At 40.8% G+C, this 26,241-nt stretch carries 23 protein-coding genes; all 23 read right to left on the bottom strand.

The window, feature by feature from the left end:
* Window positions 1-22 precede the first annotated feature (22 nt).
* Window positions 23-1,642, bottom strand: a complete 1,620-nt coding sequence (gene groL / locus HMPREF2979_RS01230; protein ID WP_060972217.1) for a chaperonin GroEL — start codon at window positions 1,640-1,642, stop codon at window positions 23-25.
* Between the two features lie 44 nt (window positions 1,643-1,686).
* Complete coding sequence (gene groES / locus HMPREF2979_RS01225) at window positions 1,687-1,974, bottom strand: co-chaperone GroES (protein WP_002883604.1); 288 nt, start codon at window positions 1,972-1,974, stop codon at window positions 1,687-1,689.
* A 167-nt stretch (window positions 1,975-2,141) separates the two neighbouring features.
* Complete coding sequence (locus HMPREF2979_RS01220; protein WP_002889814.1) at window positions 2,142-2,945, bottom strand: ABC transporter ATP-binding protein; 804 nt, start codon at window positions 2,943-2,945, stop codon at window positions 2,142-2,144.
* Window positions 2,945-4,885: an ABC transporter substrate binding protein gene (locus HMPREF2979_RS01215; RefSeq protein WP_038675218.1), complete on the bottom strand. Its 1,941-nt coding sequence runs from the start codon at window positions 4,883-4,885 to the stop codon at window positions 2,945-2,947. The genes HMPREF2979_RS01220 and HMPREF2979_RS01215 overlap by 1 nt, the downstream gene beginning before the upstream one ends.
* Window positions 4,886-5,366: 481 nt before the next feature.
* On the bottom strand, window positions 5,367-7,229 hold the full coding sequence (locus tag HMPREF2979_RS01210; protein WP_141760060.1) for a proline--tRNA ligase: 1,863 nt from the start codon (window positions 7,227-7,229) through the stop codon (window positions 5,367-5,369).
* A gap of 70 nt (window positions 7,230-7,299) precedes the next feature.
* Window positions 7,300-8,562 carry a M50 family metallopeptidase gene (locus HMPREF2979_RS01205; protein WP_014633828.1) on the bottom strand — a complete coding sequence of 421 codons (1,263 nt, stop codon included), beginning with the start codon at window positions 8,560-8,562 and terminating at the stop codon, window positions 7,300-7,302.
* A gap of 16 nt (window positions 8,563-8,578) precedes the next feature.
* The gene (locus tag HMPREF2979_RS01200) at window positions 8,579-9,373 is read right to left on the bottom strand and encodes a phosphatidate cytidylyltransferase (protein ID WP_037598929.1); all 795 of its coding nucleotides are present in this window, start codon (window positions 9,371-9,373) and stop codon (window positions 8,579-8,581) included.
* 12 nt (window positions 9,374-9,385) lie between these two features.
* A complete protein-coding gene (locus HMPREF2979_RS01195) occupies window positions 9,386-10,135 on the bottom strand; it encodes an isoprenyl transferase (RefSeq protein WP_002886457.1) in 750 nt (249 codons plus the stop codon).
* Between the two features lie 128 nt (window positions 10,136-10,263).
* On the bottom strand, window positions 10,264-10,602 hold the full coding sequence (locus tag HMPREF2979_RS01190) for a preprotein translocase subunit YajC (RefSeq protein ID WP_002883701.1): 339 nt from the start codon (window positions 10,600-10,602) through the stop codon (window positions 10,264-10,266).
* 125 nt (window positions 10,603-10,727) lie between these two features.
* Complete coding sequence (locus HMPREF2979_RS01185; RefSeq protein ID WP_002883635.1) at window positions 10,728-11,444, bottom strand: YebC/PmpR family DNA-binding transcriptional regulator; 717 nt, start codon at window positions 11,442-11,444, stop codon at window positions 10,728-10,730.
* Between the two features lie 155 nt (window positions 11,445-11,599).
* Window positions 11,600-13,177 carry an ATP-binding cassette domain-containing protein gene (locus HMPREF2979_RS01180; protein WP_048673953.1) on the bottom strand — a complete coding sequence of 526 codons (1,578 nt, stop codon included), beginning with the start codon at window positions 13,175-13,177 and terminating at the stop codon, window positions 11,600-11,602.
* A 153-nt stretch (window positions 13,178-13,330) separates the two neighbouring features.
* The gene (locus HMPREF2979_RS01175) at window positions 13,331-14,203 is read right to left on the bottom strand and encodes a helix-turn-helix domain-containing protein (protein WP_048673955.1); all 873 of its coding nucleotides are present in this window, start codon (window positions 14,201-14,203) and stop codon (window positions 13,331-13,333) included.
* Window positions 14,204-14,394: 191 nt separating this feature from the next.
* A complete protein-coding gene (locus HMPREF2979_RS01170) occupies window positions 14,395-15,744 on the bottom strand; it encodes a glucose-6-phosphate isomerase (protein ID WP_002883580.1) in 1,350 nt (449 codons plus the stop codon).
* Between the two features lie 103 nt (window positions 15,745-15,847).
* A complete protein-coding gene (locus HMPREF2979_RS01165; protein WP_070654716.1) occupies window positions 15,848-16,663 on the bottom strand; it encodes an endonuclease/exonuclease/phosphatase family protein in 816 nt (271 codons plus the stop codon).
* A 97-nt stretch (window positions 16,664-16,760) separates the two neighbouring features.
* Window positions 16,761-18,947 carry a PTS transporter subunit IIBC gene (locus HMPREF2979_RS01160; protein ID WP_070654714.1) on the bottom strand — a complete coding sequence of 729 codons (2,187 nt, stop codon included), beginning with the start codon at window positions 18,945-18,947 and terminating at the stop codon, window positions 16,761-16,763.
* A gap of 154 nt (window positions 18,948-19,101) precedes the next feature.
* The gene (locus HMPREF2979_RS01155; protein WP_070654712.1) at window positions 19,102-20,040 is read right to left on the bottom strand and encodes an AEC family transporter; all 939 of its coding nucleotides are present in this window, start codon (window positions 20,038-20,040) and stop codon (window positions 19,102-19,104) included.
* A 163-nt stretch (window positions 20,041-20,203) separates the two neighbouring features.
* Complete coding sequence (locus tag HMPREF2979_RS01150) at window positions 20,204-21,016, bottom strand: metal ABC transporter permease (RefSeq protein WP_070654710.1); 813 nt, start codon at window positions 21,014-21,016, stop codon at window positions 20,204-20,206.
* The gene (locus HMPREF2979_RS01145; protein ID WP_002883613.1) at window positions 21,009-21,716 is read right to left on the bottom strand and encodes a metal ABC transporter ATP-binding protein; all 708 of its coding nucleotides are present in this window, start codon (window positions 21,714-21,716) and stop codon (window positions 21,009-21,011) included. Before HMPREF2979_RS01145 ends, HMPREF2979_RS01150 begins: the two co-directional genes overlap by 8 nt.
* Window position 21,717: 1 nt before the next feature.
* Window positions 21,718-22,161 carry a zinc-dependent MarR family transcriptional regulator gene (locus HMPREF2979_RS01140; RefSeq protein WP_070654709.1) on the bottom strand — a complete coding sequence of 148 codons (444 nt, stop codon included), beginning with the start codon at window positions 22,159-22,161 and terminating at the stop codon, window positions 21,718-21,720.
* A gap of 162 nt (window positions 22,162-22,323) precedes the next feature.
* Complete coding sequence (gene dusB, locus HMPREF2979_RS01135) at window positions 22,324-23,301, bottom strand: tRNA dihydrouridine synthase DusB (protein ID WP_070654707.1); 978 nt, start codon at window positions 23,299-23,301, stop codon at window positions 22,324-22,326.
* Window positions 23,294-24,160, bottom strand: a complete 867-nt coding sequence (gene hslO / locus HMPREF2979_RS01130; RefSeq protein WP_002883609.1) for an Hsp33 family molecular chaperone HslO — start codon at window positions 24,158-24,160, stop codon at window positions 23,294-23,296. The genes dusB and hslO overlap by 8 nt, the downstream gene beginning before the upstream one ends.
* Window positions 24,161-24,239: 79 nt before the next feature.
* On the bottom strand, window positions 24,240-24,599 hold the full coding sequence (locus HMPREF2979_RS01125) for a hypothetical protein (RefSeq protein ID WP_002883594.1): 360 nt from the start codon (window positions 24,597-24,599) through the stop codon (window positions 24,240-24,242).
* A gap of 174 nt (window positions 24,600-24,773) precedes the next feature.
* Window positions 24,774-26,192 (bottom strand): Fe-S cluster assembly protein SufB, encoded by a 1,419-nt coding sequence (sufB, locus tag HMPREF2979_RS01120; protein WP_002883666.1) that lies wholly within the window; start codon window positions 26,190-26,192, stop codon window positions 24,774-24,776.
* Between the last annotated feature and the right edge of the window lie 49 nt (window positions 26,193-26,241).

Here is a 26,241-nt window from a genome sequence, read left to right as displayed (position 1 = left end):
TTTCTTTTGCTTTTTTAAACTCTTAGTAGCCCATCATTCCTGGATCCATAGCTGGTGCTGCTGGAGTTTCTGGTTCAGGTTTGTTGGCAACAACTGCTTCAGTTGTCAAGATAAGACTAGCTACAGAAGCGGCATTTTGGAGGGCAGAACGTGTGACCTTAACAGGGTCAATAATTCCTGCTTCAACCATATCTACCCATTCACCGTTAGCAGCGTTAAAGCCTGTACCAACTGGACTGTTCTTCAATTTATCGATGATAACTGAACCTTCATAACCAGCGTTATAAGCAATTTGGCGAACTGGTTCTTCCAAGGCACGGAGGACAATGTTACGTCCTGTAGCGTCGTCACCTTCAAGATCAAGTTCAGCAACCTTAGCAATGACGTTAACAAGAGCTGTACCCCCACCTGCTACGATACCTTCTTCAACAGCGGCACGAGTAGCGTTAAGGGCATCTTCGATACGAAGTTTCATTTCTTTAAGGGCTGTTTCAGTGGCCGCACCAACCTTAACAACTGCAACCCCACCTGACAATTTAGCCAAACGTTCTTGAAGTTTTTCACGGTCAAACTCAGATGTTGTTGTTTCCAATTGAGACTTGATAAGGTTAACACGGTTAGCAATTGCTTCTGCGCTTCCTGCACCTTCAACGATAACTGTGCTATCTTTATCCACAGTTACTTTCGAAGCTTGACCGAGTGCTGCCATAGTTGCATCCTTAAGTTCAAGACCAAGATCCTCAGTAATAACAGTCGCTCCTGTCAATACGGCAATGTCTTCCAACATCGCTTTACGACGGTCACCAAAGCCAGGCGCCTTAACAGCAACAACATTGAAAGTTCCACGAATCTTGTTAAGAACAAGTGTAGGAAGAGCTTCACCATCCACATCATCAGCAATGATCAAGAGTGGACGACTTGTCTTAAGCACTTCTTCCAAGAGTGGAAGGACATCCTGAATATTTGAAATTTTCTTGTCAGTCACAAGGATAAATGGATTTTCAAGGTCAGCGACCATTTTTTCATTATCAGTAACCATGTACTGAGAAAGATAACCACGGTCAAACTGCATACCTTCAACCACTTCGAGTTCAGTCTCCATACCACGAGACTCTTCAATAGTGATAACACCGTCATTACCAACGCGTTCCATAGCTTCTGAAATGTATTCACCAACTTTTTCAGAACGTGATGAAACCGCTGCGACTTGGGCAATAGCTTCCTTATTAGCAACTGGTTGAGCAATGGCTTTAAGCTCTTCCACAGCTGTAGCTACAGCTGCTTCAATCCCACGACGGATACCGATTGGATTAGCACCAGCCGTTACATTTTTGAGACCTTCACGGACAATAGCTTGTGTCAAAACAGTGGCTGTAGTTGTTCCGTCACCGGCAATATCATTCGTTTTTGAAGCCACTTCGCTGACAAGCTTAGCACCCATATTTTCAAAGTGATCTTCGAGTTCAATTTCTTTAGCAATTGTCACACCATCATTAGTGATAAGAGGTGAGCCAAAAGCTTTTTCCAAAACCACGTTACGACCTTTAGGACCAAGCGTTACCTTAACTGTATCAGCCAAAGTATCAACACCACGGACCATTGCTGCGCGTGCATCTGATGAAAATTTAATATCTTTTGCCATAGTTACTCCTTCTTTATCTTACTTTATTTCTGATTAGCATAGACCTAAGCTAGGACTGCTAAAATATCTGCTTCACGGATAATTGAAACGGAATCATCTCCGTCTTTAACATTGACACCTGCACCATTTTCAACAAGAACTTTATCGCCTGCTGCAACACTAGGTGCAATCAATTCACCAGTAAGAGTACGGATTCCTTCACCTACTGCCAAAACCTCAGCAGTTTTTGTAGCTTCATGACTGGCTCCTGCCAATACAAAGCCACTAGCTGTTTTTTCTTCTGTTTCTTCAAAACGGACAACGATACGATCGCCCAATGGTTTCAATGCCATACCAATTACCTCCAAATGTTATTTGTTATTAGTAACGTGTGAAACGTTATTTTTAGCACTCATAAACTATGAGTGCTAATCCATATATTTATTTTAGCACTTGGTCAAAAATAGTCAAGAAAAAACTACCCAAAATCTGAACTTTGGATAGTTTCTTTTTTTGTTTATTAACCGAGCACCAAGGCATCGTCATTGAGGACTTGTCCACTATTTTTGTGGAAGAGGTCCATAAGTTCTGCAACAGTGAGATTTTTCTTTTCCTCACCTCGCACATCGACGACGATTTTACCATGATAGAGCATGACCAGACGGTTCCCATATTCGATAGCATGTTCCATATTATGGGTAATCATAAGAGTTGTCAACTCTTGTTCTTCAACAATCTTACGTGTCAAATTCATAACCATATCACTTGTCTTAGGATCTAGCGCAGCTGTATGTTCATCTAAAAGCAAAATCTTTGGACGAACCAAGGTCGCCATAGCAAGTGTCAAGGCCTGACGTTGTCCACCTGACAAGAAATTAGCATCGGTCTTCATACGATTTTCAAGCCCAAGACCAAGATCTATCAAGGCTTCCTTGAACACTTGACGTTCACTCTCAGTAATAGACTTTTTAAAGAAGCTACGTTTCTTACCTCGACGATAGGCAATCGCCATATTTTCTTCAATAGAAAGGTTTGTCGCTGTCCCCATTCGAGGATCTTGGAAAACACGGCTAATATCTTTAGAGCGCTCATCTACAGATGCTTTCTTAATAGATTGTCCCTCCAACAAGATATCCCCTTCATCAATACTAAGAACACCAGCAATTGAATTCATCAAGGTTGATTTACCAGCACCATTTCCCCCAATGACAGAGATAAAATCTCCCTGCTCAATGTCGAGATCCAAACCACGAAGGACGTGATTTTCATTGACTGTGCCTTTTTCAAAGGTTTTGTGAATCTGTTGTAAACTAAGTAAAGCCATTACTTGTCACCTCCTGGAGTCAAGGATTTATTAGGTCTGATTTTCAATTTTTGTCGTACTTCTGGCACATAAAGGATGATTGCAAGCAAGATGGCTGAAGCCAATTTCAACATTTGAGCATCAACATTCATGGCAAGGATAATAACCAAGACCAAACGGTAGAGAACAGCACCTACGACAATTGACCAGAGGCGTTTGCCAAGTGGTAGATACTTGACGATAACTTCAGCCAAGATAATTGCAGCCAAGCCATTTACGATTGTACCAGTACCCATATTCATATCCGCATAGCCATTGTTTTGAGCTAGGAGGGCACCTGATAGGGCAATCAAACCATTGGAAATCATGTAGCCAAGAATCTTCATACGGTCAACCTTGATACCATTGGCTTCACCCATGGCAAGGTTATCACCTGTCGCACGAAGGGCCAGACCAACCTGCGTATTAAGGAGGACAACCAACATAAACACTACCAGACTAACAAAAATCAGTCCTAATAGAATCACACCATTCAGCTTAGACAAACCAAGCCCCGTCACCATAGTTACTAGCGTATTATGTCCTGATAGAGAGACATTGGCACTTCCAAGAACCAAAAGGTTAACGGAATAGAGCCCCGTTAAGGTAATAATCCCTGTTAAAAGTGCTGGTATCTTCATTTTCGTATGCATAAAGCCAGACACAGCTCCAGCAAGCATACCAGCCACAAAACCACCTAAAGTCGCAAAGATTGGGTTGATTCCACGGATAATCATGATAGTTGTCGTAGCAGCACCAAGTGGGAAAGCCCCTTCAGCTGTCAAATCAGCAAGGTCCAAAATACGGAAGGTAATGAAGACCCCAATAGCCATAATAGCCCAGAGAAGTCCCTGAGAAATGGCTGTTAGCACCACATTTGAAAATCCTTTTTTAGATGACTTATTAACCTTAAGCTTAATGACACCCTTATCTTTTTTAGCAATTGGTTTGTCATCTTGTGTTGATGCCTTAGATTCCTCGTCACTAATACTAGAAACATCAATGCCAAGTTCTTTAGCCATGTCATGGTTAACCACAACATTTAGGGTTTTAGGATACTCGGCATCGACATCCTTGACCTTCTCACCTCGGAGAACACGGCCTGCCAACTTACCTGTTTGACGTCCAAGCGCTTCATAGTTAGTTCCATAAGTGAACAGGACACCTTTTTCTACACTACCAGCGTCACTACCAACAACTGGAACCTTAGTCTCTTTAGAAAGATCTACCAAGGTATTAATAGCACTAACAATGGTATTGTCAGTTGGGATGAAGATGACTTCGGTCTGACTCATCAAGCTCTTGGCTGTATCTTGGATATCATTGGTTGATGAAATTCCTTTGATAACCGTTTCAATACCAGCTTCCTTGAAGTATTTCTTGGCTTCTTCAACCTGAACTTCTGAGTTACGCTCGCTGGTCGTGTACATAATCCCAACTTTTTTAGTGTTTGGAAGGACCTTTTTCAACAACTCGACTTGTTTGTTGATTGGTGACATGTCGCTTGTCCCTGTCACATTTCCTCCAACATTGTCCATAGACTTAACCAATTTAGCTGAAACTGGATCTGTAACAGCTGTAAAGAGAATTGGCTTGTCCTTTGTCAAACTACTCAAAGACTGGGCTGCTGGGGTTGCGATAGCTAACATGACATCATTATCTTCAATAAGCGACTGAGAAATCGTCTGCAAGTTAGACTGATCTCCTTGTGCATTCTGATAATCGATTTTGATGTTCTTACCGTCGACGTAACCTTCCTCTTTGAGTTCTTCAATGAACCCTTTACGTGTCGCTGACAAGGAAGGATGTTCCACATATTGGAGCACACCGACGTGAACCAAATCTTTATTAGAAGCATTGGAACATGCTACCAAGAGGACAGCTGTAATAACAGCCATCATACTGACCAAGAATTTCTTCATCTTGTATACCTCTATTTTTTATTCTATCTATTTCCAATTTTCTTTCATCTTTTTTCCGAGACGATAGGGTCAAATGAAAATTAAAAATAGACCACGGTATGAAAAAAACCAGTTAGGACAGGCCCAACTGGTTTTATGCATCTTGACTAGCACAGGCTAGCTTATGTCACCGGTTAGACCTATTCATCTAATCGGCTAATCCATCACAAAATGCTTTAGCTTCATAGATACAAACTGACTGACGCTTGTATCCTGAAACACAAACGTCCTATCTAAAGAAACTAAAGTAATAAAAAGCTTTAAGATTTCCCAAATGGGTCGCTTTGTTAAGCATGTGATGCCTCCGTAGTTATGATAGTCTTAAGTTTACACTATTTAGACAATTCTGTCAAATTGGAATTTACTCTCTTTTCTCTCAATTTATCATTGTCACTACAAAAGAAAAATCTCTTCTTGCTCCTGCAAGAAAAGATTTTTTATATTAAGCATTTTGTTCTGTTGTTAAGATAGCAAGTGTCTCAATCAAGTTATCGGCATTAACTTCAATAGTATCACCTGTTGCCTTGATTTTAACTTCGACAACACCTTCGCTGGCTTTTTTACCAACTGTCACACGGATCGGAAGTCCGATAAGGTCACTGTCAGAGAATTTAGAACCAACACGCTCATTACGATCATCTGTCAAGACATCATAGCCTTCAGCCATAAGAGCAGCTTCCAAACGTTCTGTCAAAGCATTGGCTTCCTCATCCTTAGTGTTAACTGTAATCAAGTGAACATCATATGGAGCCAATTCTTTAGGGAAGTTAATTCCCCATGCATAGCGGTATTGACCTTTTGGGGTCTTGTTAACAAAGAGACGTGCATGTTGTTCGATCACAGCTGACAAGATACGGCTTACACCGATGCCGTAACATCCCATGATAATTGGAACAGCACGGCCATTTTCATCAAGAACATTAGCACCCATACTTTCAGAGTAACGTGTACCAAGTTTAAAGATATGACCAATCTCGATACCACGCGCAAACTGAAGGACACCTTGACCATCTGGTGAAATTTCACCCTCTTTAACTTCACGAATATCCACGTATTCTGCCTTGAAGTCACGCTCTGGGTTAACCCCTGTCAAGTGGTAACCATCTTCATTGGCTCCAACAACCGCATTAGCCACGTCTTGAACCTTACGGTCCGCAACGATACGAACATTTTCAGGAAGGTTAACTGGACCAAGAGAACCGAAGTTAGCGCCAAAGACTTGACGTGCTTCATCTTCTGTAGCTGGTTCAAGGAAATCAGCAGCAAGGTAGTTTTTCAACTTCACATCGTTAACCTGATCATTACCGACAAGAAGGGCCACCACTGGTTCATCATCAGCAATGAAAAGCAAAGTCTTGATGGTTTGTTCTTCTGGAACATTCAAGAAAGCAGCAACTTCATCAATTGACTTGCAATTTGGCGTTTCAACTCGAGTCACTTCTTCTTGAGTCACAACCTTGGTCGCTGGTGTGTAGGCGTTTGTTGCCATCTCAAGGTTAGCTGCATAGCTTGACTCTGTAGAGTAAGCAATTGTGTCTTCACCAGATACCAACCATGATGTCAATTCTTTCTTGATTTCTTCCATGACATCTTCTGGAATCTCATCCAATGAAGCAATTGACTTGTCAAGAACTACCCAACGGTTGAGATCTGTACGCTCAGGAGTGACCGCCATGAATTCTTGAGAATCCTTACCACCCATGGCACCACCATCACCGATGATACCCTTAAATTCAAGGCCAGCACGTGTAAAGATAGCCTCATAAGCTTTACGGTAGTCTTCATAGGTTACATCCAAATCTTCATAGTTTTGGTGGAAACTATAAGCATCCTTCATGATAAATTCACGTGTACGAAGAAGACCGTTACGAGGACGTTTTTCATCACGGTATTTTGATTGGATTTGGTAGAGATTAAGTGGCAATTGTTTGTATGATTTAACCGCATCACGAACCAAGGCTGTAAACGTTTCTTCGTGAGTTGGACCGAGGATAAAGTCAGATTTATCACGGTTTTTAAGTTTATAAAGGTCTTCACCGTAAGTTTCATAACGGCCTGACTCACGCCACAAATCTGCTGTCAAAAGCGCTGGCGCCAACATTTCAACCGCACCAATTTTTTCAAACTCCTCACGCATGATGGTTTTGAATTTCTCGATAGCACGATTTGCCAATGGCATATAAGCATAAATACCAGCAGAAACCTGACGCACGTAACCCGCACGTACCATAAGGGCATGACTGATAACTTGAGCATCACTTGGCATTTCACGAAGTGTTGGAATCAACATTTTACTTTGTTTCATCATTTACATACTAAGGAGGCTGGCCCTTGGCTCAAGTCCCTTAGACTTCCTTTCGTTTCTTTGTTTCTAATTAAAAGAAAGCACGCATAATATCATTCCAAGTAACTGCAATCATAAGAACAACCATGATAGCAACACCTGCAAGTGTAATATAGCTTTCAATTTCTTGATTAAGTGGTTTACGACGAATGGCTTCAATAATATTCATAACAATTTTTCCACCGTCAAGGGCTGGAATTGGGATAAGATTGAAAATTCCCAAGTTAATTGAGAGCATCCCCATAAGGTTAAGAATGGAAATCAAGCCATTTTCTGAAGCCTGGGCAGACATCTGGAACATAGCAACCGGTCCACCAAGTTTATTCAAACTAAAGTTGGTGATAAGCCCCTTAAGTGCTACGAGAATTTTGAAGGCCCCTTCCCAAGCCATTTGGAAACCACCAAAAATCTTATCTTTAAGACTTGTTTTTAAAGCAGGAGAAACACCCAAAAAATAGCTACCTTGGTTCTCCTGAGGTTTAACAGAGATTGTTTCTTCCTGACCGTTACTTCTCTTAACTGTCACAGAAAGGCTGTCACCTTTGGAGAATTTTTGGGTATTCTCTGTCAATGCTTCCTTCAAGCTGTCCCAATCAGTAACCTTGTCCTTATTGATAGCCTCGATAGCATCACCATTTTTCAAGCCTGCCACCTGAGCAGCGCCTCCATCGGCTACCTGGATACGGTTGGTCGATGTATCTTGAACACCACCTTGAACAAAGGCTAAGATAATAAAGACAAGCACCCCAAGAATGAAGTTATTCATAGGACCAGCAAAGTTGGTAATTAAACGTCCCCAAATGCTTGCATTTTGATATTGGACATCCTTAGGAGCGATACGAAGTTCTGTACCATCCTCCTCAACGATAGTGGCATCATGATCAACCTCATAGGTCTTGGTCTCATCTAGGACTAGACCTGTAATGGTTAACTTATCCTCCAAATCATAGGCAGTGACGTTCATAGGCAAAGCCGTCTGATCAATCTGGCGATCCGAAAGGTTGATACGTCTTACCTTACCATCTGATCCAATCGTTAGACTGGCAGGGCTACCTGTTTTAATCTCAGTTGTATCTTCACCCCAACCAGCCATACGGACATAACCACCTAAAGGGAGGATACGGATAGTATAAACGGTACCATCCTTACCAGTGTGTGCAAAAATTTTCGGTCCCATACCAATGGCAAATTCACGAACCAAAATTCCTGAACGTTTGGCGAAAAAGAAATGACCAAACTCATGGAAAACGACAATCACACAGAAAATCAGTAAAAAGGTAATAATAGCTTTCATCTAGACACCCCCACTCTTAAAAAAGTCCTAGGAAGTGCATGATTGGGAAAACGAAAATCCAGCTGTCACAACGGTCCAAAATACCACCATGCCCAGGAATGAGATTGCCTGAGTCTTTAACGCCAAAGTGACGTTTAATAGCTGATTCAACCAAATCACCAAATTGACCAAAAATACTAAAGAGAATCGTACAGATAAGCAACCAGAAGAAGTTATGAGGGGCATAAACTCCGTGGTTAATCAACCCAAAGATAAGAGCCACAATGATTGCTGATAAGATACCACCGACACTACCTTCAATAGTCTTATTTGGTGATACTTTTGGCAATAACTTATTCTGACCAAATTGACGACCAAAGAGGTAAGCCCCAATATCCGTTGCCCAAACAATAAAAAGGGCAAAGAGAACCTTTTCCCAACTATCCAAACGTGCTGCAATGAGATTTTGTAAACCAAAACCAACATAAAAGGCAGATGCGATTGGATAAGCTGCATCATCAAAAGAATAGTGGTCGCTATTAAGGACAGTCCCTGCTAGAATCAAAAATGAAATAACAGCGAAACCTGTCACACTAGCATTTGTTGGAAGACTGATAAAATACCGATCAATCGGTACAGCCAAGATAAAGGCTGCCACCATTGATAAAATACCCTCGATAGAGAAAATCTCCAAGTGCTTCATGCGAAGCATCTCAGACACCGCAACCATGGCCATAGCCCCAACTAAAAGTTGGAAAGGAAGACCGCCGATAAAGAGCAATGGGAGGAAAATGGCTGCTGCCACACCCCCACCAATTAAACGTTCTTGCATGAGAGGTCCTTTCTAGACACCACCGAAGCGACGGTGACGTTTATTGTAGTCAGAGATGGCTTGACGTAGCCCCTGCTGGTCAAAGTCTGGCCAGAAAACATCTGTGAAGTAAAACTCACTATAGGCAGATTGCCAAGGCAAGAAATTACTAAGACGAAGCTCGCCACTCGTACGGATAATCAAATCTGGATCACGGTAGAGGTAAGGCAATTTATCTGTCATCAAATGCTTAGCAATGAGATCTTCATCAATAGCTTCAGGACTGAGTTTGCCTGCTTCAACCTCTTTAGCAATCGCTTGAACTGCAGATACAATCTCCGCACGACCACCATAGTTCAGTGCAAAGTTGAGAACCAAACCGGAATTATGTTTTGTCTGCTCAACTGCCTTTTCAAGAGCATCTAAGGTTTCCTTAGGCAGACGACTGTTATCTCCGATTGTCAAAATACGAACATTGTTTTTGTCTAATTCTGGTACATACTTGTTAAAAAATTCAACTGGTAAATTCATGATGAATTTCACTTCATCTTGTGGGCGTGACCAGTTTTCAGTTGAGAAGGCATATACTGTCAATACCTTAACTCCAAGTTGTGACGCTTCGATAGTTACCTTTTGCAAGGCATCCATCCCAGCCTTATGCCCCATCACACGTGGTTGTAGACGCTTTTTAGCCCAACGGCCATTTCCATCCATAATAATACCGATATGGTTGGGAATATTATCTAGAACCTCTTGATGAGATTTTTTTCTAAATTTAAACATGGAATATCCTCTAAATATAGTTTACCCTTTATTTTACCACATTTTCAGGGGTTCTGAACAGCTTTTAATACCGATAAGATTAGAAAACGCAAAAAGACCAGGATTTAACCTAGTCTTAAATACACATCTTAGTTTTCATCAGCAGACTCAATTGCTGAATCTTCTTCTATAATTGTCTTTTTAGTTGTTTCTGCTGTTTCTGTAGTTGGTGCTGGTGTGATTACTTTCATGATTGAACGACTCAAATCAAAGGTCAAGAAGACACCTTCTGCATCCAAAACAATACGGTTATTTTCTTTGTCAATCTCATCGACAATAGCAATCAAACCACCGATTGTTTCAACCTCAGCACCCTTAGCAAGACCTGCAAAACGATCTTCCTGTGCCTTTGCTTGGCGACGACGGCTGAAAGCTACATAAGCAACAATTGCGACCACATAAATGGCCAAAACTAGCATCATATTCATATTTCGTATTCCTCCAATAATTCACTTGGCTACTACTATATCAGATTAAGTCAGGACAAGCAAGACAAATCCTTAGACAGACCACATAAAAACACTTTCCATGAGACGGAAAGTGTTGAATAAGATTACATATCTGCTACGTTGTGATATACCTTTTGAACATCATCGTCTGCTTCAAGCGCATCAATAAGTCCTTCGAAAACTTCAAGGTCTTCACCTTCAAGAGTAACCTCAGTTTGTGGAATCATTTCAAGTTCAGTTACTTGGAACTCTTCTTGTCCGTTAGCACGGAGAGCTTCCAAAGCTTTGTGAAGATCTGTTGGCTCAGTATAAACAGTGATAGTACCATCTTCTGCTTCCACATCTTCAACTTCTACATCTGCTTCAAGCAATTGTTCAAAGATAGCATCTGCATCTTCACCTGCAAATACGATAACACCTTTTTTATCAAACATGTATGAAACAGAACCTGAAGCACCCATGTTACCACCGTTTTTACCAAAGGCAGTACGTACGTTAGCAGCTGTACGGTTAACGTTTGAAGTCAAAGTATCTACGATAATCATAGAACCATTTGGTCCAAACCCTTCATAACGTCCTTCAACGAAAGTTTCATCAGTGTTACCTTTAGCCTTATCAATGGCCTTATCAATAACGTGTTTTGGCACTTGCGCTTGTTTAGCACGCTCCAAAACAAATTTCAAAGCTGAGTTTGATTCTGGATCTGGTTCACCTTGTTTAGCAGCCACATAAATTTCGACACCAAACTTAGCGTAAACCTTAGAGTTTGCACCATCTTTTGCAGTTTTCTTAGCAACGATATTAGCCCATTTACGTCCCATGGGATTCACCTCTTCTAAGAGATTTGTATCTCTGATTTGTTTTTTCTTTTTTGAAAATAGCAAAGCTTGCTAAATTCACAATCCCTTACATTATAGCACTTTGACTGCCGTTAGTAAAATTGAAATAAATCCTAAGCATTTATCATATGAAACATTTACTCAGTGGCCTCTCCCAAACGAATAATCTTATCAAAATATGGTTCATTTTCCTTTATAAGATGGTGGGTAACCGTGATATAAGTGATATTAGGATCACTTAATAAAAGGTGCTCAATACGAGTAGCATTATTATGGTCAAGATTTGCAGTGGCTTCATCAAAAATCACAACAGAACATCCTTTTAAAAATGCTCTTATCAGGCCTATTCTTTGTTTTTGGCCCTCCGAAAAGCTACCGTCGCTTACTTGCTCATCTATACGACTTAAGAAAGATAAAAGATTAACTCTTTCAAGAACTTTCTTGATTTGTGTATCAGTAATAGCTTCGTTCCAAAGGGTTAGATTGTTCCTCAAGGTATCATTATAGATATGAGTTTGACTCCCAACATAGGCACATTCAGACACGATTGAGTTCTCATCAATCTCTTTTGACTCCAATTGTCCAAACAAGATTTTTCCCTCGTAATCTTTAAGATTGCCTAGGAATATATTAAGCAGGGTTGACTTCCCACTACCTGAGCATCCAGTAATAGCATACTTGCCTCCTTTTTTAAAGGTTTGGGTGAATCCCTCAAAAATAGCCTTATCTCCAAAATGATAACTTACATTCTCAAAACGAACATCCTGAATAGTCGCTATGCAAGTCTTTGGACCCTCTGGAAAATCGTGAAATTTTTTTAAGATCGGATCGACAGACTTAATGGTCACTTGTAGCTGATTAATGGTGGATAGAGAGTTAAAAATATTACCTGATATCTGTCCTACTGAGGCAATGGTTCCAACAGTAATATTTCCAAAAATAATTAACAAGCCAGTTAGAAGAAGTATCAACATCTGGGCGATAACTGAAAATAAAGCCATCAGCGTCTCAGTACTAGTCTTTCTTTTTGTAAAAATAATTTTTTGTACAATATATTTCTCAACAATGGACCTCACCTGTCTAAGAAATATCTGTTTACGACTGGCGTAATAAACATCCGCATATCCATATAACTGATCGCTTATTCCAGAAACAAGCTCCTCATTCGCTTTGGAAAATATCTCCATTGATTTCTGCATTTTATTGGTAAATGGTTTGGGAAGATAGGTCAGACACAAAGTTAAAAAAATGGCTAGCAGAACAATCCTTACATCATAACTTAATAAGGCGATAATTGAAAACAAAGTGGTAAATACTGTTGAACAAAGGGTATAAATACTTGTAAAACCATTTGATTCAATCAATTGGATATCATTATTTAATACTGAGAGATGCTCTCCAATATCACTCTTTCTGAATTCACTAAAAGAATGGTGAATAATTTTACTAAGATAAGACTGACGAATAGACAAAGCCATTTTTTGGATTAATTTTGTTTGATGTACAGCAATAACATAATTCAAAACTAAATAAATAACGTAAAGCCCCACCTCTAGACCTAATAGAGCTAAAAAAGATTGGATTCGCTTCGATACCAGCTGATTCGTCATTAAAGCTAAGGTTACCGAGGCACTCACAAAAATAGCAGAATTCAGTGCTAACAGTAAGATATGAACTAAATTGTCATACTTGTATTTAAGAATATAGGTTCTCATAGATTTCCTCACAATCTAAATCACCTTGGTATATAATCAGTTGGATAAATTGAAGACATTGGAATACCATATATCCATTGAAAATTAAAAACCATAGTGATGTCGTACTATGGTCTTAGTTTATTCTATTTTTTAACTCACTCTAAAAAATTGTCATATAGTGGAATTGAGTAGTTCTTGATACTCTAATTCCTTAGCAAGCAATAACTTTTCCGCACCTAAAGTCCTAAGAGTTTCTAAACACCCCTCAATTAGATTTCTCCCTTCAGCAACTTCACCCGACTTTATCAAGTAAGACCCCATCACAAATATCAACTCATGTCTTTCATATAAGAGGACCTCAGGAATTCCACTATCATTGACTAAATCTAAATAGTATTTCGCTAAATCTAGTTCATCACGTCGTAAAAATTCATAAGCTGCATTAATGAGAAGACTAATTCGGATTCTTTGATTTGAGTCGCTATTTCCAAAAAGTCTAGTTCTATACACAATCTCCTTGGTCAAAACATTAAGTGTCTGGGTGGAAATAAACGACATACTATTTCCTAATATGATTAACTCTCTTTTTCCCCATTGTTCAATGCTAAAAAGATAGTCTGTTAATTCCCTTACCTTATTTTCATCAACCTCTTTATTTGAAACACTTGCCAAAAAAGATTCTAGCATAATACTGTTATAGAGAAATGATTTGTCTTGTGTGAGCTCAAATTTATGACGCTCTTCTCCAGCGTACTTCTGTAACGATAAACTATCGTTTTGATAATAAGCCTTACTAGCACTTTCTAATAACTTTTCAGTATGAGTCGGATTATCTTGAGATAAGATACCATAGAACTCTTCAATACTGACATCCAATTTATCTAACAAAAGAAAAAATCTAGATAATGAGATATCAGATTCCCCACGTTCAAATTTTGATAGGAAAGATACTGATAAATAATCACTAGCAAGTTCTTTCAATGTCAAATTCTTTGATAAACGAATTTTTTTCAACAAAGCACCCATTTCCACAGGTCCAATCATGATTCATCCTCCTATACTTGAACTAATTATAGCAACAATCATTTCTAAATTAAAGAGCCACAAAACCCAACTAGCCAGTCCAAAATATTTAAAATAAAAATTCGTAAATTAACCTACAAGAAATCATTAATGGAGGGTTTAGCCTACAAATGGATAAAAAAAGACCAGCCAAAGCTGATCTTATCTGAGAATTACAAGCGAGCGTTAAGTTCTGCTCCAAGTTCTTCAAATCCTGGTTTACCAAGAAGGGCGAACATGTTTTTCTTGTATGCTTCTACACCTGGTTGGTCGAATGGGTTGATAGCATTCAAGTAACCTGAAAGGGCGATAGCAATTTCAAAGAAGTAGATGATGTAACCTAATGTAAAGGCATCTTGTTCAGGAAGAGTGATGAACATATTTGGCACATCACCATCTGTGTGTGCAAGAAGAACACCGTCTGTTGCTTTTTTGTTAACAAAGTCAACATCTTTACCTTGGAGGTAACCAAGTCCATCAAGATCTTCTTCCAATTCAGGGATAATCACGTTCTTACGTGGTTTTTCCACACGAACAACTGTCTCAAAGAGGTTACGTGTACCTTCTTGGATAAATTGTCCAAGAGAGTGCAAGTCTGTTGAGAAGTTTGCTGATGTTGGGTAGATACCTCTTTGGTCTTTACCTTCAGATTCACCAGCCAATTGTTTCCACCATTCTGAGAAGTATTGAAGTGATGGTTCATAGTTAGCCAAGATTTCAGTTGTGTAACCTTTACGGTAAAGGATGTTACGAAGTGCAGCGTATTGGTAAGCTTCGTTTTCAGAGATTTTAGATGAAGAATACTCTTTACGTGCAGCGTTAGCACCTTCCATAAGGGCTTTGATATCAGCACCTGAAGCTGCGATTGGCAAAAGACCTACAGCTGTCAATACTGAGAAACGTCCACCGATGTCATCTGGAACAACGAAAGTTTCCCAACCGTTAGCATCTGCTTCAACTTTAACTGCACCTTTTTGGCGGTCAGTTGTTGCGTAGATACGTTTGTTTGCTTCTTCTTGACCGTATTTCTTAACAAGGAGTTCCTTGAAAACACGGAAAGCGATAGCTGGTTCAGTTGTTGTACCTGATTTAGAGATAACGTTAACTGAGAAGTCTTTATCTTCAACATACTCAAGCAAGTCTGCAAGATAAGTTGATGAAATTGAGTTACCAGCGTAAACGATTTGTGGTGCTTTGCGTTCTTCTTTTGTTTGAAGGTTAGCAAAGTGATGATTCAAGAAGTCAATGGCTGCTTTGGCACCAAGGTAAGAACCACCGATACCGATAACAACCAAAACATCGCTTTCTTCTTTGATTTTTTCAGCAGCTTTCAAGATACGATCAAATTCTTCACGATCGTAGTTTTCTGGAAGATCACGCCATCCAAGGAAGTCTGCCCCTGGGCCAGTTCCTTTGCGAATCATTTCGTCTGCTACTGTTACTTGTGCTTGAAGGTTGTCCACTTCGTGTGGTGCTACAAATTTATCCAAAACTTTTGAATAATCAAATGTAATATGAGCCATTAGTCTCTCCTTATAAAAATTCAATTATAGCTTCTAGTTTACTCTTTTATTTGTCTTTTGACAATGTTTTTTACCCTTATTAGGTCATAATAGGATACAGTTTCTACTTAAATGTTAATTCTGCTTCAAGACCGTAGTGGTCACTTACCAAAGGTTGATTATTGCCGTCAAAAATCACACTAAGGCGCTCTACTGTCCAATCTTGGCTAGCAAAGACATAATCGATACGTAAAGGCTCTTCATTGCCCTTCCAGCCATCGATACCTGGTCCAACTGTATAGCTACCAGTTGTTTCTTTAGCTACTTCAAAACTATCTTGAAGATTGAGCGAGCTAGCCAAGATGGCTTGATGACCTTCGCGTCCTGCTGGGTTATTAAAGTCACCTGCTAGGATGAGCGGTTTCCCAATAGCTTTGAAACGTTCTTCAATACGTGCCCACTCTTCTTGGAAACCTTTGTCCCACCATGAAAGGTGAACACTAGCAACAGCAACTTCTCGGCCATCTACAGTAGTTTCAGCAACTGCTACACGGCGTGTATGGTAGTCCGTTGGATCATCAACATCTGAAACCAAGATTTCGCTAGCTGTCAATGGTTGACGTGACAAGACGGCAACCCCCTCATTAAGGTGATCATAACCAATGTGATTATAGGCCCAAGTCCAATGGTATTGAAGCCCTTCTTCAGCCAACTTTTCCACAAGAAGACGGACAAAGTGATCTTGATGGATTGGTGTTGCTGATGGAAGTGCATGATAGTAAGCATCCGTGTCCACAACAGAAGTCTCTATTTCTTGGTTAACTTCTTGGAAGCAAATAATATCATACTTAGCCTTTAGAATATGTTCCTTTAAGGTTTGGAATTTTCCTTCAGCATCTTCTTCCATCCAACTGTGAGTATTTAAAGTTAGAAATTTCATAAGTTTATCCCTCTTCTGACTTGCATCTAGAAATGACATAGGGTCATTTACAAACAAAACAGCCCAAGGGCTGTCTGCTTGTTTATCGTTTAGCAAATTAAAGTTCTACTTCTGCAACTGGAGCGTTAGCAGCCAATTTACCTGTATGTTCTACTTTAACTGATTTGATTGCATCTGCATTTGTAAAGACAACAACTGTAGATGTTTCACGACCTGCTTCACGGATAGCATCAAGGTTTGCTTCAACCAAGAGATCACCTGCAGCAACTGTTTGACCTTCAGTAACTTTAACGTCGAATGGTTTACCTTCAAGACTAACAGTGTCAAGTCCGATGTGAACCAAAACTTCAAGACCATTATCTGTTACCAAACCAAGAGCGTGTTTAGTTGGGAAGATGCTTGTCACTTTACCAGCTACTGGTGAAACGATTTTACCGTTTTCTGGTTCTACAGCGAAGCCATCACCCATCATTTTTTGTGAGAATACTGGGTCTTTAACATCTTCGATGTTGATAACTTGACCATCAGCAACTGAATGCACTTCATCAGTCACACCTTTAAATGTAGCTTCTGCTTTTTGAACAGCAGTCATTTGACTTGGAAGTGTTTCAGGAATAACTTCACCTGAATCAAGAACGTCTTGGATATCAGATTTCAATACGTCAGCTTTAGGACCATAGATAGCTTGAACCCCTTGTCCTTTCATGACAAGACCCATAGCTCCTTCAGCTTTCCATTGTTCTTCAGTTCCGACTTTATCAGCTTCTTTAACAGTAACGCGGAGACGAGTCATACATGCGTCAACGTCGACGATGTTAGCACGTCCACCAAGAAGGTTGATGATATTGATAACTTGTGAGCTTGCTGAGCTTGTTCCAGCACTTGCTGCTGCACCATCTCCTGCAGGGGCATCATCACCTTGCTCGTAGTTACCGTTACGTCCTGGTGTAGCGTAGTCAAATTTCTTAATCATGAAGTTTGCGATGAAGAACATGATAACACCAAAGAGTACAGTTACCCAAATGAAGTTAACGATATCCATCGCCAAACCAGCGTTAATAGCAAGTGGTGTACGTGTCAAGAACTCGATAGAACCGAATGAGTGAACACGAAGGTTAACGATATCAGCCATGGCAAAGGCACATCCTTGTACCAAAGCATAAACGATGTAAAGTGGAGTAGCCACGAACATGAACATGTACTCGATTGGCTCTGTTACCCCTGTCAAGAATGTTGCAAGTGCAGTTGCAGTCAACATCCCTTTGTATTGATGTTTTTTATCATCATCGACGTTACGGTAGATGGCTACTACGATACCCATCAAGATACCGAATGAACCGATCATTTGACCAACTTTAAAGCGGGCTGGTGTAACAGATTCAAGAAGGTGTTTGTATTGTTCTGGGTGTCCACCTTTAAGGTTTGCAAGGTCAGTAACCCAAGCAAGCCAGAGTGGGTCTTGACCCAATACTTCAGTACCTTTAGCGGCACCAGTCAATACGTGGTAAGTACCACCCAATTGAGTGTAGTTAATTGGGATAGTCAACATGTGGTGGAGACCAAATGGCAAGAGAAGACGTTCCAAAGTACCGAACAAGAACGGTGCCAAGATTGGAGCAGTTTCTTTTGAGTTGGCAATCCACATACCGAAGCCGTTGATTCCTGATTGGATAACTGGCCATACGATAGCAAGGACGATAGCTGCGATAGCTGAACGAAGAATAACTACGAATGGTACGAAGCGTTTACCATTGAAGAATGACAAAGCTTCTGGCAATTTACGGAAGTTATAGTATTTGTTGAAGGCAGTAGCTCCGATGAAACCAGAGATGATACCTACGAACACACCCATGTTGAGGGCTGGAGCTTCCATAACACTGATGAAGTAATCAGATACCTTGATTGATTGACCAAAAATGGTGTGGACTGTAGCAGCCTTATCAGCAAGAATATCTGAAGTAACACCAAAGATTGAACCAGTCAAACGGTTAATCAAGATAAAGGCAAGACCTGCCGCAAAGGCACCGCCTGCACGTTCCTTAGCCCAGCTACCACCAATGGCAAGGGCGAACAAGATGTGAAGGTTACCAATAACCCCCCAACCAATCTGCTCAAGAAATCCACCAGTAATAACGAGTGGTGCCACGTTTGGATTAATCATGGCAACTGTTTTACCGAGTGAGATCATGAGACCTGCTGCTGGCATAACTGCGATAACAACCATGAGGGCTTTACCGAATTTTTGCCAGAACTCAAAGCCAAATTTTTCTTTTAGCTTATTCATTTCATTTCCTCCTACGTTTCGATGCAAACGCTTGCATAACTTATGTAATTATTATAGCATCTTTTTACGATTTGTAAAGCGTTTTCGTAAACTTTTTTTGAATTTTTTTACAAATTTAAAAACCCCCAGAAAAACAGGGGTTACTTGATTATTTTTAAGCCATAAGAACCATCAAAATTGGGATAACAATCATGGTTGCAAGGGTAGTCTCAGTAACCATAACAGCTGCGTAATCACTATCAGCTCCATAGAGTTTAGCAACTACTGGAGCATTGGTCATGACAGGCATGGCAGACTGGATGATAAAAACTTGTTTCATCAAAGTTGGGAGAGGTGCCCAGTAAACAATGGCAGCCATCAAGAGAGGGGCAACTACAAAGCGTCCCAACAAAATCAATACCTGGTCCTTTTTAAGAACCAACTGCTTCACACCTGTATTTGACACTGACAAACCGATGAAAATCATAGATAAAGGAGTCGTCAAGCTCCCCAAATACTGCAAGTCACTGGCTAAAAAAGTTGGTAATTTAATATGAAGGATAACAATAATAAGACCTAACATGAAGCCCATTAGAGGGGGTGAGAAGATCTTTTTCAGACTTGTTTTTAAATCAAATTCTGCCTCTCCTTCTCCATCCCGCTGAATAAGGTATGTTCCCAAGGTCCAGAAAAAGGTCGTATTGCACATATAATAGATAAGAACATAGGGAATACTAGCATCGCCAAAGAGGGCTTGATTGATAGGGAGCCCCACAAAAATGGTGTTTGAATTAAAAAACATGGAAATAAAGAGGCCGCGACGCTCCTTTTTCACTGCAAAAATACTAGCCACCGCTGTCGCAATACCAAGTAAAATCACCATGGACAGTGCAGGAAAACGCAATTCTGGCAACATTTTAAGCAGGTCTGCCGCGGTGAAACGCTGTGTGATCGTATAGAGCATATAGCAAGGCAGGGCAATTTGAGTAACTAACTTTGCAATCAGACCACGTGACTTGTCATCAAACCAGCCTTTTTCGCCCATAACGAATCCCACTAAAATCATACCTAAGATGACTAGGATTCCCGATATACTCGTTAAAAAGATTTCCATGTTTTCTCCTTTTTTGTTACTGTTACAAATAATAGTAGACACCAGAAAAAACTAATCATTTTTTCTGCCTAGAAATCTACCATTCTTATTTTAACTTCTCTCAAAAACCACTTTAGTATATCACAAAAAGAGCTTGATTTCTCAAGCTCTTTTCTTCTATTATTTACTCTGCTTTTAAGAGAGGTTCAAAGATGGATACCAGACCAAAGAAGGCGATGAAGATAAGGGTAATAGTTGCACTAGCTGGTGTTTCCCAATAATAGGAAATAAAGATACCAGAGAGCATTCCAACCAAACCAATACCAATAGCCCAGAAAATAACAGATTTAAAGGTTTGACCTATTTTCATACCAATAGCTGCAGGAAGAATCATGATGGTAGAAACCAAAAGTGATCCTGCTGCTGGAATCATTAGGGCAATCGCTATCCCAGTCACAATATTGAAGAGGAGGGACATGAGACGAACTGGCAAGCCATCCACATGAGCGGTATCCTCGTCAAAGGTCAAAAGATACATAGGACGAATAAAGAGTAGGGTCAAGACCAGTACAATGGCCGCAATAACAAAGAGGGCACGCACCTGCTCAGAGCTAATCGTGATGATAGAACCAAAAAGATAGCTATCCAGACTCATGCTACTGCTACCCGCCTTGTTACTAAGAATAAGAGCCACTGCCAATCCCATTGACATGAGGATAGCCGTTGAAATCTCCATATAATGCTTGTAACTAACCCTAAGATATTCTAAAACCAAAGCAGCAATAACCACAACCACAAGGGTCATCCAAGTGGTTGATAGTCCCAAGAAAATCCCAACAGCCACCCCAGCTAGGGACACGTGACTCAAGGTATCACTCATCAGACTCTGACGACGAAGAATTAAGAAGAGCCCCAAAATTGGCGAAAAGATGCTGATGGCAATCACGGCGAGAATAGCACGTTGCATAAAATCATAGGCTAATAATTCACTAATCATGTTTGTGCTCCTCTCCATCCTTTTCATGGACATTGAAACAACGCCAAGGCAATTTCTGGTTACGAACCAGATGAATATTACGGTCTGTGTACTCCTTGACTTCCTCTGGGTCGTGGGTAATCATCAAGACAGACTTGCCATGCTTGTGAGCCGAGTGGTGCATGAGTTCATAGAAAGTATTGGCTGTTCCTGCATCCATACCCGTCGTTGGCTCATCCAAGACAAAGATATCTGGATCTGAGGCAAAAATACGAGCAATAACGGCACGTTGCTTTTGCCCTCCTGAGAGACGTCCAATCTGCTTGTGACGATTTTCCCACATACCTACAGACTCAAGGGCACGTTGAACGTGCTCCAAGTCGTGCTTAGTCAAACGACGGAACCAGCCCTGACGAGGATAACGACCAGACTTAACAAACTCGTAGACCGTGCTTGGAAAACCTGCATTAAAGCTGGCAATCTGCTGTGGAAGATAGGCCATGCGAAGCTTTTTACCATCTTTATTGGTTTCCGAGATGGTTACAGTTCCCTTCTTAGGCTTGAGAATTCCTAGGGTAGCCTTAATGAGCGTTGACTTGGCAGCTCCATTTTCCCCAGTTAGGGTTACAAACTCCCCAGAATCCAAATGATAATGAATATTGTCCAGAACGGGCTCCGCATCATACTGGAAGCTCAGTCCTTCAACTGTAATATAGCGCATCTTATTCCTCGATTTTTTCTGCTAATTTTGTCAAGAAACGTCCAATCACCTGCCGCTCTTGATTATCGAACTGATTCAATACAGACCGATAGACCCCCAAGGTCTCTTGGTGGTGTTCCTCATGCTCTTGGGCTATGGGTTGAGCTTCTTGTGTCAAGACAAAGTAGGTCACGCGCCCATCATCCTTGTCTTTCTTAGCCTCCAACATGCCCTCTTTGACCAAGGTTTTTACTGCCTTGGTAACAGCAGCCTGGCTGACATTGAGGGTCTTAGCCAACTCAGAATTGGTCTTTCGTCCCTCAGACAAAAGCATGAGAATATGCTCCTGAGTATTGGTCAACTTAACCTGACTACGGCACTGACCAATGAGGAGCTCATGCTGATTTTCAGCCTTAAGCAAAATCTGATTAATCAATTGATTTACTTGTTCTTCTAGTTCTAGCATTGCTTTCTCCATTTACTTAACCAGTTAATTATATCGAAAACACAGAGGTTTTGCAAGGGAGGATCAAAAAAAGATTAGAGATGAGCTATCATCACTATCAAGGAAGAATAAAGGTGAAATAAAAACCTAACCAAGCTGGTTAAGTTTTCATCAGATATAGATTTATCGTAAAGTCGCAAAGATTTCTTCGACCTGAGCCACAGACTCGGCACGTGAGACTTCGCCACGAACCTTGGCTGCTCCGGCTGTTCCACGAAGATAGTGTGGTGCAAGACCACGGAATTCACGAACAGCAATCTTTTCACCTTTAAGATCTACCAAACGTTTGAGGTGGTCTTCAGCGATGTCCAATTTCTTATCAAATGGAAGCTCTGGCAACTCCTCTCCTGTTTCGAAGAAGTGGTTGATTTGCGTGAAGATGTAAGGATTGTTCATAGCTGCACGACCCACCATAACAGCATCTACACCAAGTTCTTCAATCATAAGTTTCGCATCTTGAACACTGCGAACATCACCATTTCCGATAAATGGAATCTTGGTGATAGCCTTAGCAACACGAGCCAAAGTCTCATGATCACAGTGACCTGTGTACATCTGCTCACGCGTACGACCGTGCATAGCAAGGGCAGAAACACCTGCAGACTCAGCTGCAAGAGCATTTTCCACAGCCAAATCACTGTCTGACCAACCTGTACGCATCTTAACAGTCAAAGGAATATCAAGTACTGATGTTACTTCCTTGACGATGTGGTAAATCTTGTCTGGATCCTTAAGCCACTTGGCACCCGCTTCATTTTTGACGACCTTATTGACTGGACAACCCATGTTGATATCAACAATATCGGCCTTGGTATTGATCTGGATAAAGTCCGCTGCACGCTTCAAGCCCTCAGCATCACCACCGAAAAGCTGGATAGACATTGGATGCTCATTCTCATCAATATGAAGCATATGAAGGGTTTTCTCATTATTGTAGAGGAGACCTTTTTCAGAAATCATCTCCATAACTACGAGACCAGCACCGAATTCCTTGGCAATGGTACGGAAAGCCGAGTTGGTAACACCTGCCATCGGAGCTAATACTGTACGATGAGGAATCTCCACGTTTCCAATCATGAAGGACGAATTAAGTTTAGTCATTGATGAGTTCCTCCAAGTCAGCTTCTGAAAATTCATACTTAGTTTGGCAGAATTGGCAGACGATTTCAGCCCCATGATCCTCGTCTTTCATGGCTTGAAGTTCATCCTTACCAAGCGTCAAGAGGGCATTTTCAAAACGTTCACGTGAGCAATCACACTCAAAGCTAAGCTCCTCTTCAGACAAACGTTTGAAAGGTTCATCCCCATAAATGGCATTCAAGAGAGCTTCGATATGGTCATCAGACTCCAAAAGCGTTGAAATGGCTGGCATCTCCTGGATACGTTTTTCGTAACGAGCGATTTCTTCCTCGCTAGCTCCTGGCAAGACTTGAAGCATGAAACCACCAGCAACCTTAACCTTGTCCTCTTCGTCAAGAAGTACATTAAGACCAACAGCAGATGGCGTTTGCTCAGATTCTGTCAAATAGTAGGCAAAGTCTTCACCAATTTCACCAGAAATAAGTGGTGTTGATGACGTGTAAGGATTACCAGTTCCATAATCGATGATTGAGACAAACTGTCCTTGCCCCATGAAAGGACCCACCAAAACTTCACCAGTCGCTGTTTTCTTGATATCCACACCTGGATTTTGGATGTAGCCCTTAACATGTCCTTTGGTATCAGCTACTGAGATGATATGCCCAAAAGAGCTGTTTCCGATAACCTTAACCGTAATTTTGCTCTCACCTTTTTGGTTAGCAGCCAAGATCTGGTTAGCAATAAGGGTACGCCCCAAAGCAACTGTCGATGATGATAGAGTATTGTGTTTTTCTTGTGCGGTTCTAACAGTTTCTGTGCTATCAAGAACATAAGCACGGAAAGAACCTGATTCTGAAATTGTTTTAATTAATTTATCCATAGTGATTCTATTATAACACAAAAAAGAGGGTGGAAAAATCGTAAACGCTCGGCGTTTCGCTTCCACACTCTCTATCAAATTACCATGAAAATTCGGACAGTTTTTCCCTCAAACTTGCTATTTTTCTATCATCAAAATGGTGTTTTTGCCTTATTACAGGTGGCAAATTCTCCAAATACTCAATATAGACGCTGACAAGGAGATTATAGTCATTAGTTGTCAAACGCTTGAGTTGACTATGAATGAAGGTAGTTGCCTGATCATACTGTTCATGGATCAACAAGTCGTCAATGTAGTCATTGCCATCAATCGTGTGACCTTGCTCGTCCTCCACCTGACCTAAATCAATATCTAAAGTCTCAAACTTAAAAGCCTTACTGACCACATTAGCAGTCCCACGAATTTGATTGAGTAGCCAGTCACTGTTATACACTCCCATATTAGTCCCCTCCATTACTTGCTATTCAAATCTATTATATCTTTTTAAATAAAAGTTGTAAACGCTTTCTACACTTTGCAATTACTCTGTTCCTAACAGTTATCTAGAGCTCATTTCTCGATTTTTCATGCAAAACAAAAAGGACCATCTGGTCCCTTTAGATTATCAGAGTTTTTACCCAACTGATCCTTCCATTTCATAACTAATCAAGCGGTTAAGCTCAACAGCATATTCCATTGGAAGTTCTTTGGTGAATGGTTCCACAAATCCCATAACAATCATCTCTGTTGCTTCTTGTTCTGAGAGTCCACGGCTCATGAGGTAGTAGAGTTGCTCTTCAGAAATCTTAGAAACTTTAGCTTCGTGTTCAAGGGCAACTTGTGAGTTGTGGATTTCGTTGAATGGGATAGTGTCTGATTTAGATAAGTCATCCATCAAGATGGTGTCACATTCGATGTGAGATACCGATTTCTTAGAATCCTTGTTGAAAGTAACTTGTCCACGGTAGTCAACCTTACCACCATTACGAGCAATAGATTTAGAGACAATAGATGATGATGTATGCGGTGCATTGTGAATCATCTTAGCCCCTGTATCTTGGTGTTGACCTGCATTGGCGAAGGCGATTGAAAGCATGGTACCACGCGCACCCTCTCCATCAAGGTAAACAGATGGGTACTTCATAGTAACTTCGGCACCAAGGTTACCATCAATCCACTCAACAGTCGCATTTTTCTTAGCGGTAGCACGTTTAGTTACCAAGTTGTAGACGCTATCTGACCAGTTTTGGATAGTTGAGTAGCGCATGTAAGCACCATCAAGCGCAAAGATTTCAACAATGGCTGCATGAAGGCTAGCCGTTGTGTATGTTGGCGCTGTACATCCTTCAACATAGTGAACGCTGGCACCTTCATCTACGATGATAAGGGTACGTTCAAACTGAGCAGTCGCTTCGTTATTGATACGGAAGTAGGTTTGAAGCGGAATATCCACCTTGACGCCTTTAGGTACATAAATAAAGGTACCACCTGACCAGAAGGCTGAGTTAAGGGCCGCAAATTTATTGTCTGTTGGCGGAACCAGTTTTGAGAAGTACTTCTTGAAGAGCTCTGGATGCTCTTTAAGAGCTGAGTCCGTATCTGTAAAGATAATACCCAACTTGTCATACTCTTCTTTCATGTTGTGGTAAACCACTTCTGATTCATACTGAGCTGAGGCTCCAGCAAGATAGGCACGCTCTGCTTCTGGGATACCAATACGTTCAAAAGTTTCCTTGATTTTCTCAGGAACGTCTTCCCAGTCACGAGCAGGTTTGTCTGATGCTTTTTGGAAATATGTCAAGTCATCAAAGTTAATACCAGAAAGGTCTGGCCCCCACTCTTGCATGGCCATTTTGTTAAAGGTTTCCAATGATTTCAAGCGGAATTCAAGCATCCACTCAGGCTCTCCTTTTTCAGCAGACATGGCACGGACCACATCCTCACTGATTCCTTTTCCTGTTGAAAAGACTGGTGTCACATCGTCATGGAAACCGTATTTATATTCCCCCAAATCAATGGGTTTTGGTTCTACTTTTTCATTTGTTTCAGTCATAGTATTTTCCTTTATTAAAGGTTTGATTCGTTTTCCTTTTTGCTTGGGC

It is taken from the genome of Streptococcus sp. HMSC078H12 (genome assembly GCF_001814615.1).
In the GTDB taxonomy this organism is placed as follows: domain Bacteria; phylum Bacillota; class Bacilli; order Lactobacillales; family Streptococcaceae; genus Streptococcus; species Streptococcus salivarius_F.
Note: the sequence above shows the minus strand (reverse complement) of the source record. Positions and strands in the feature narration are given on the sequence as shown.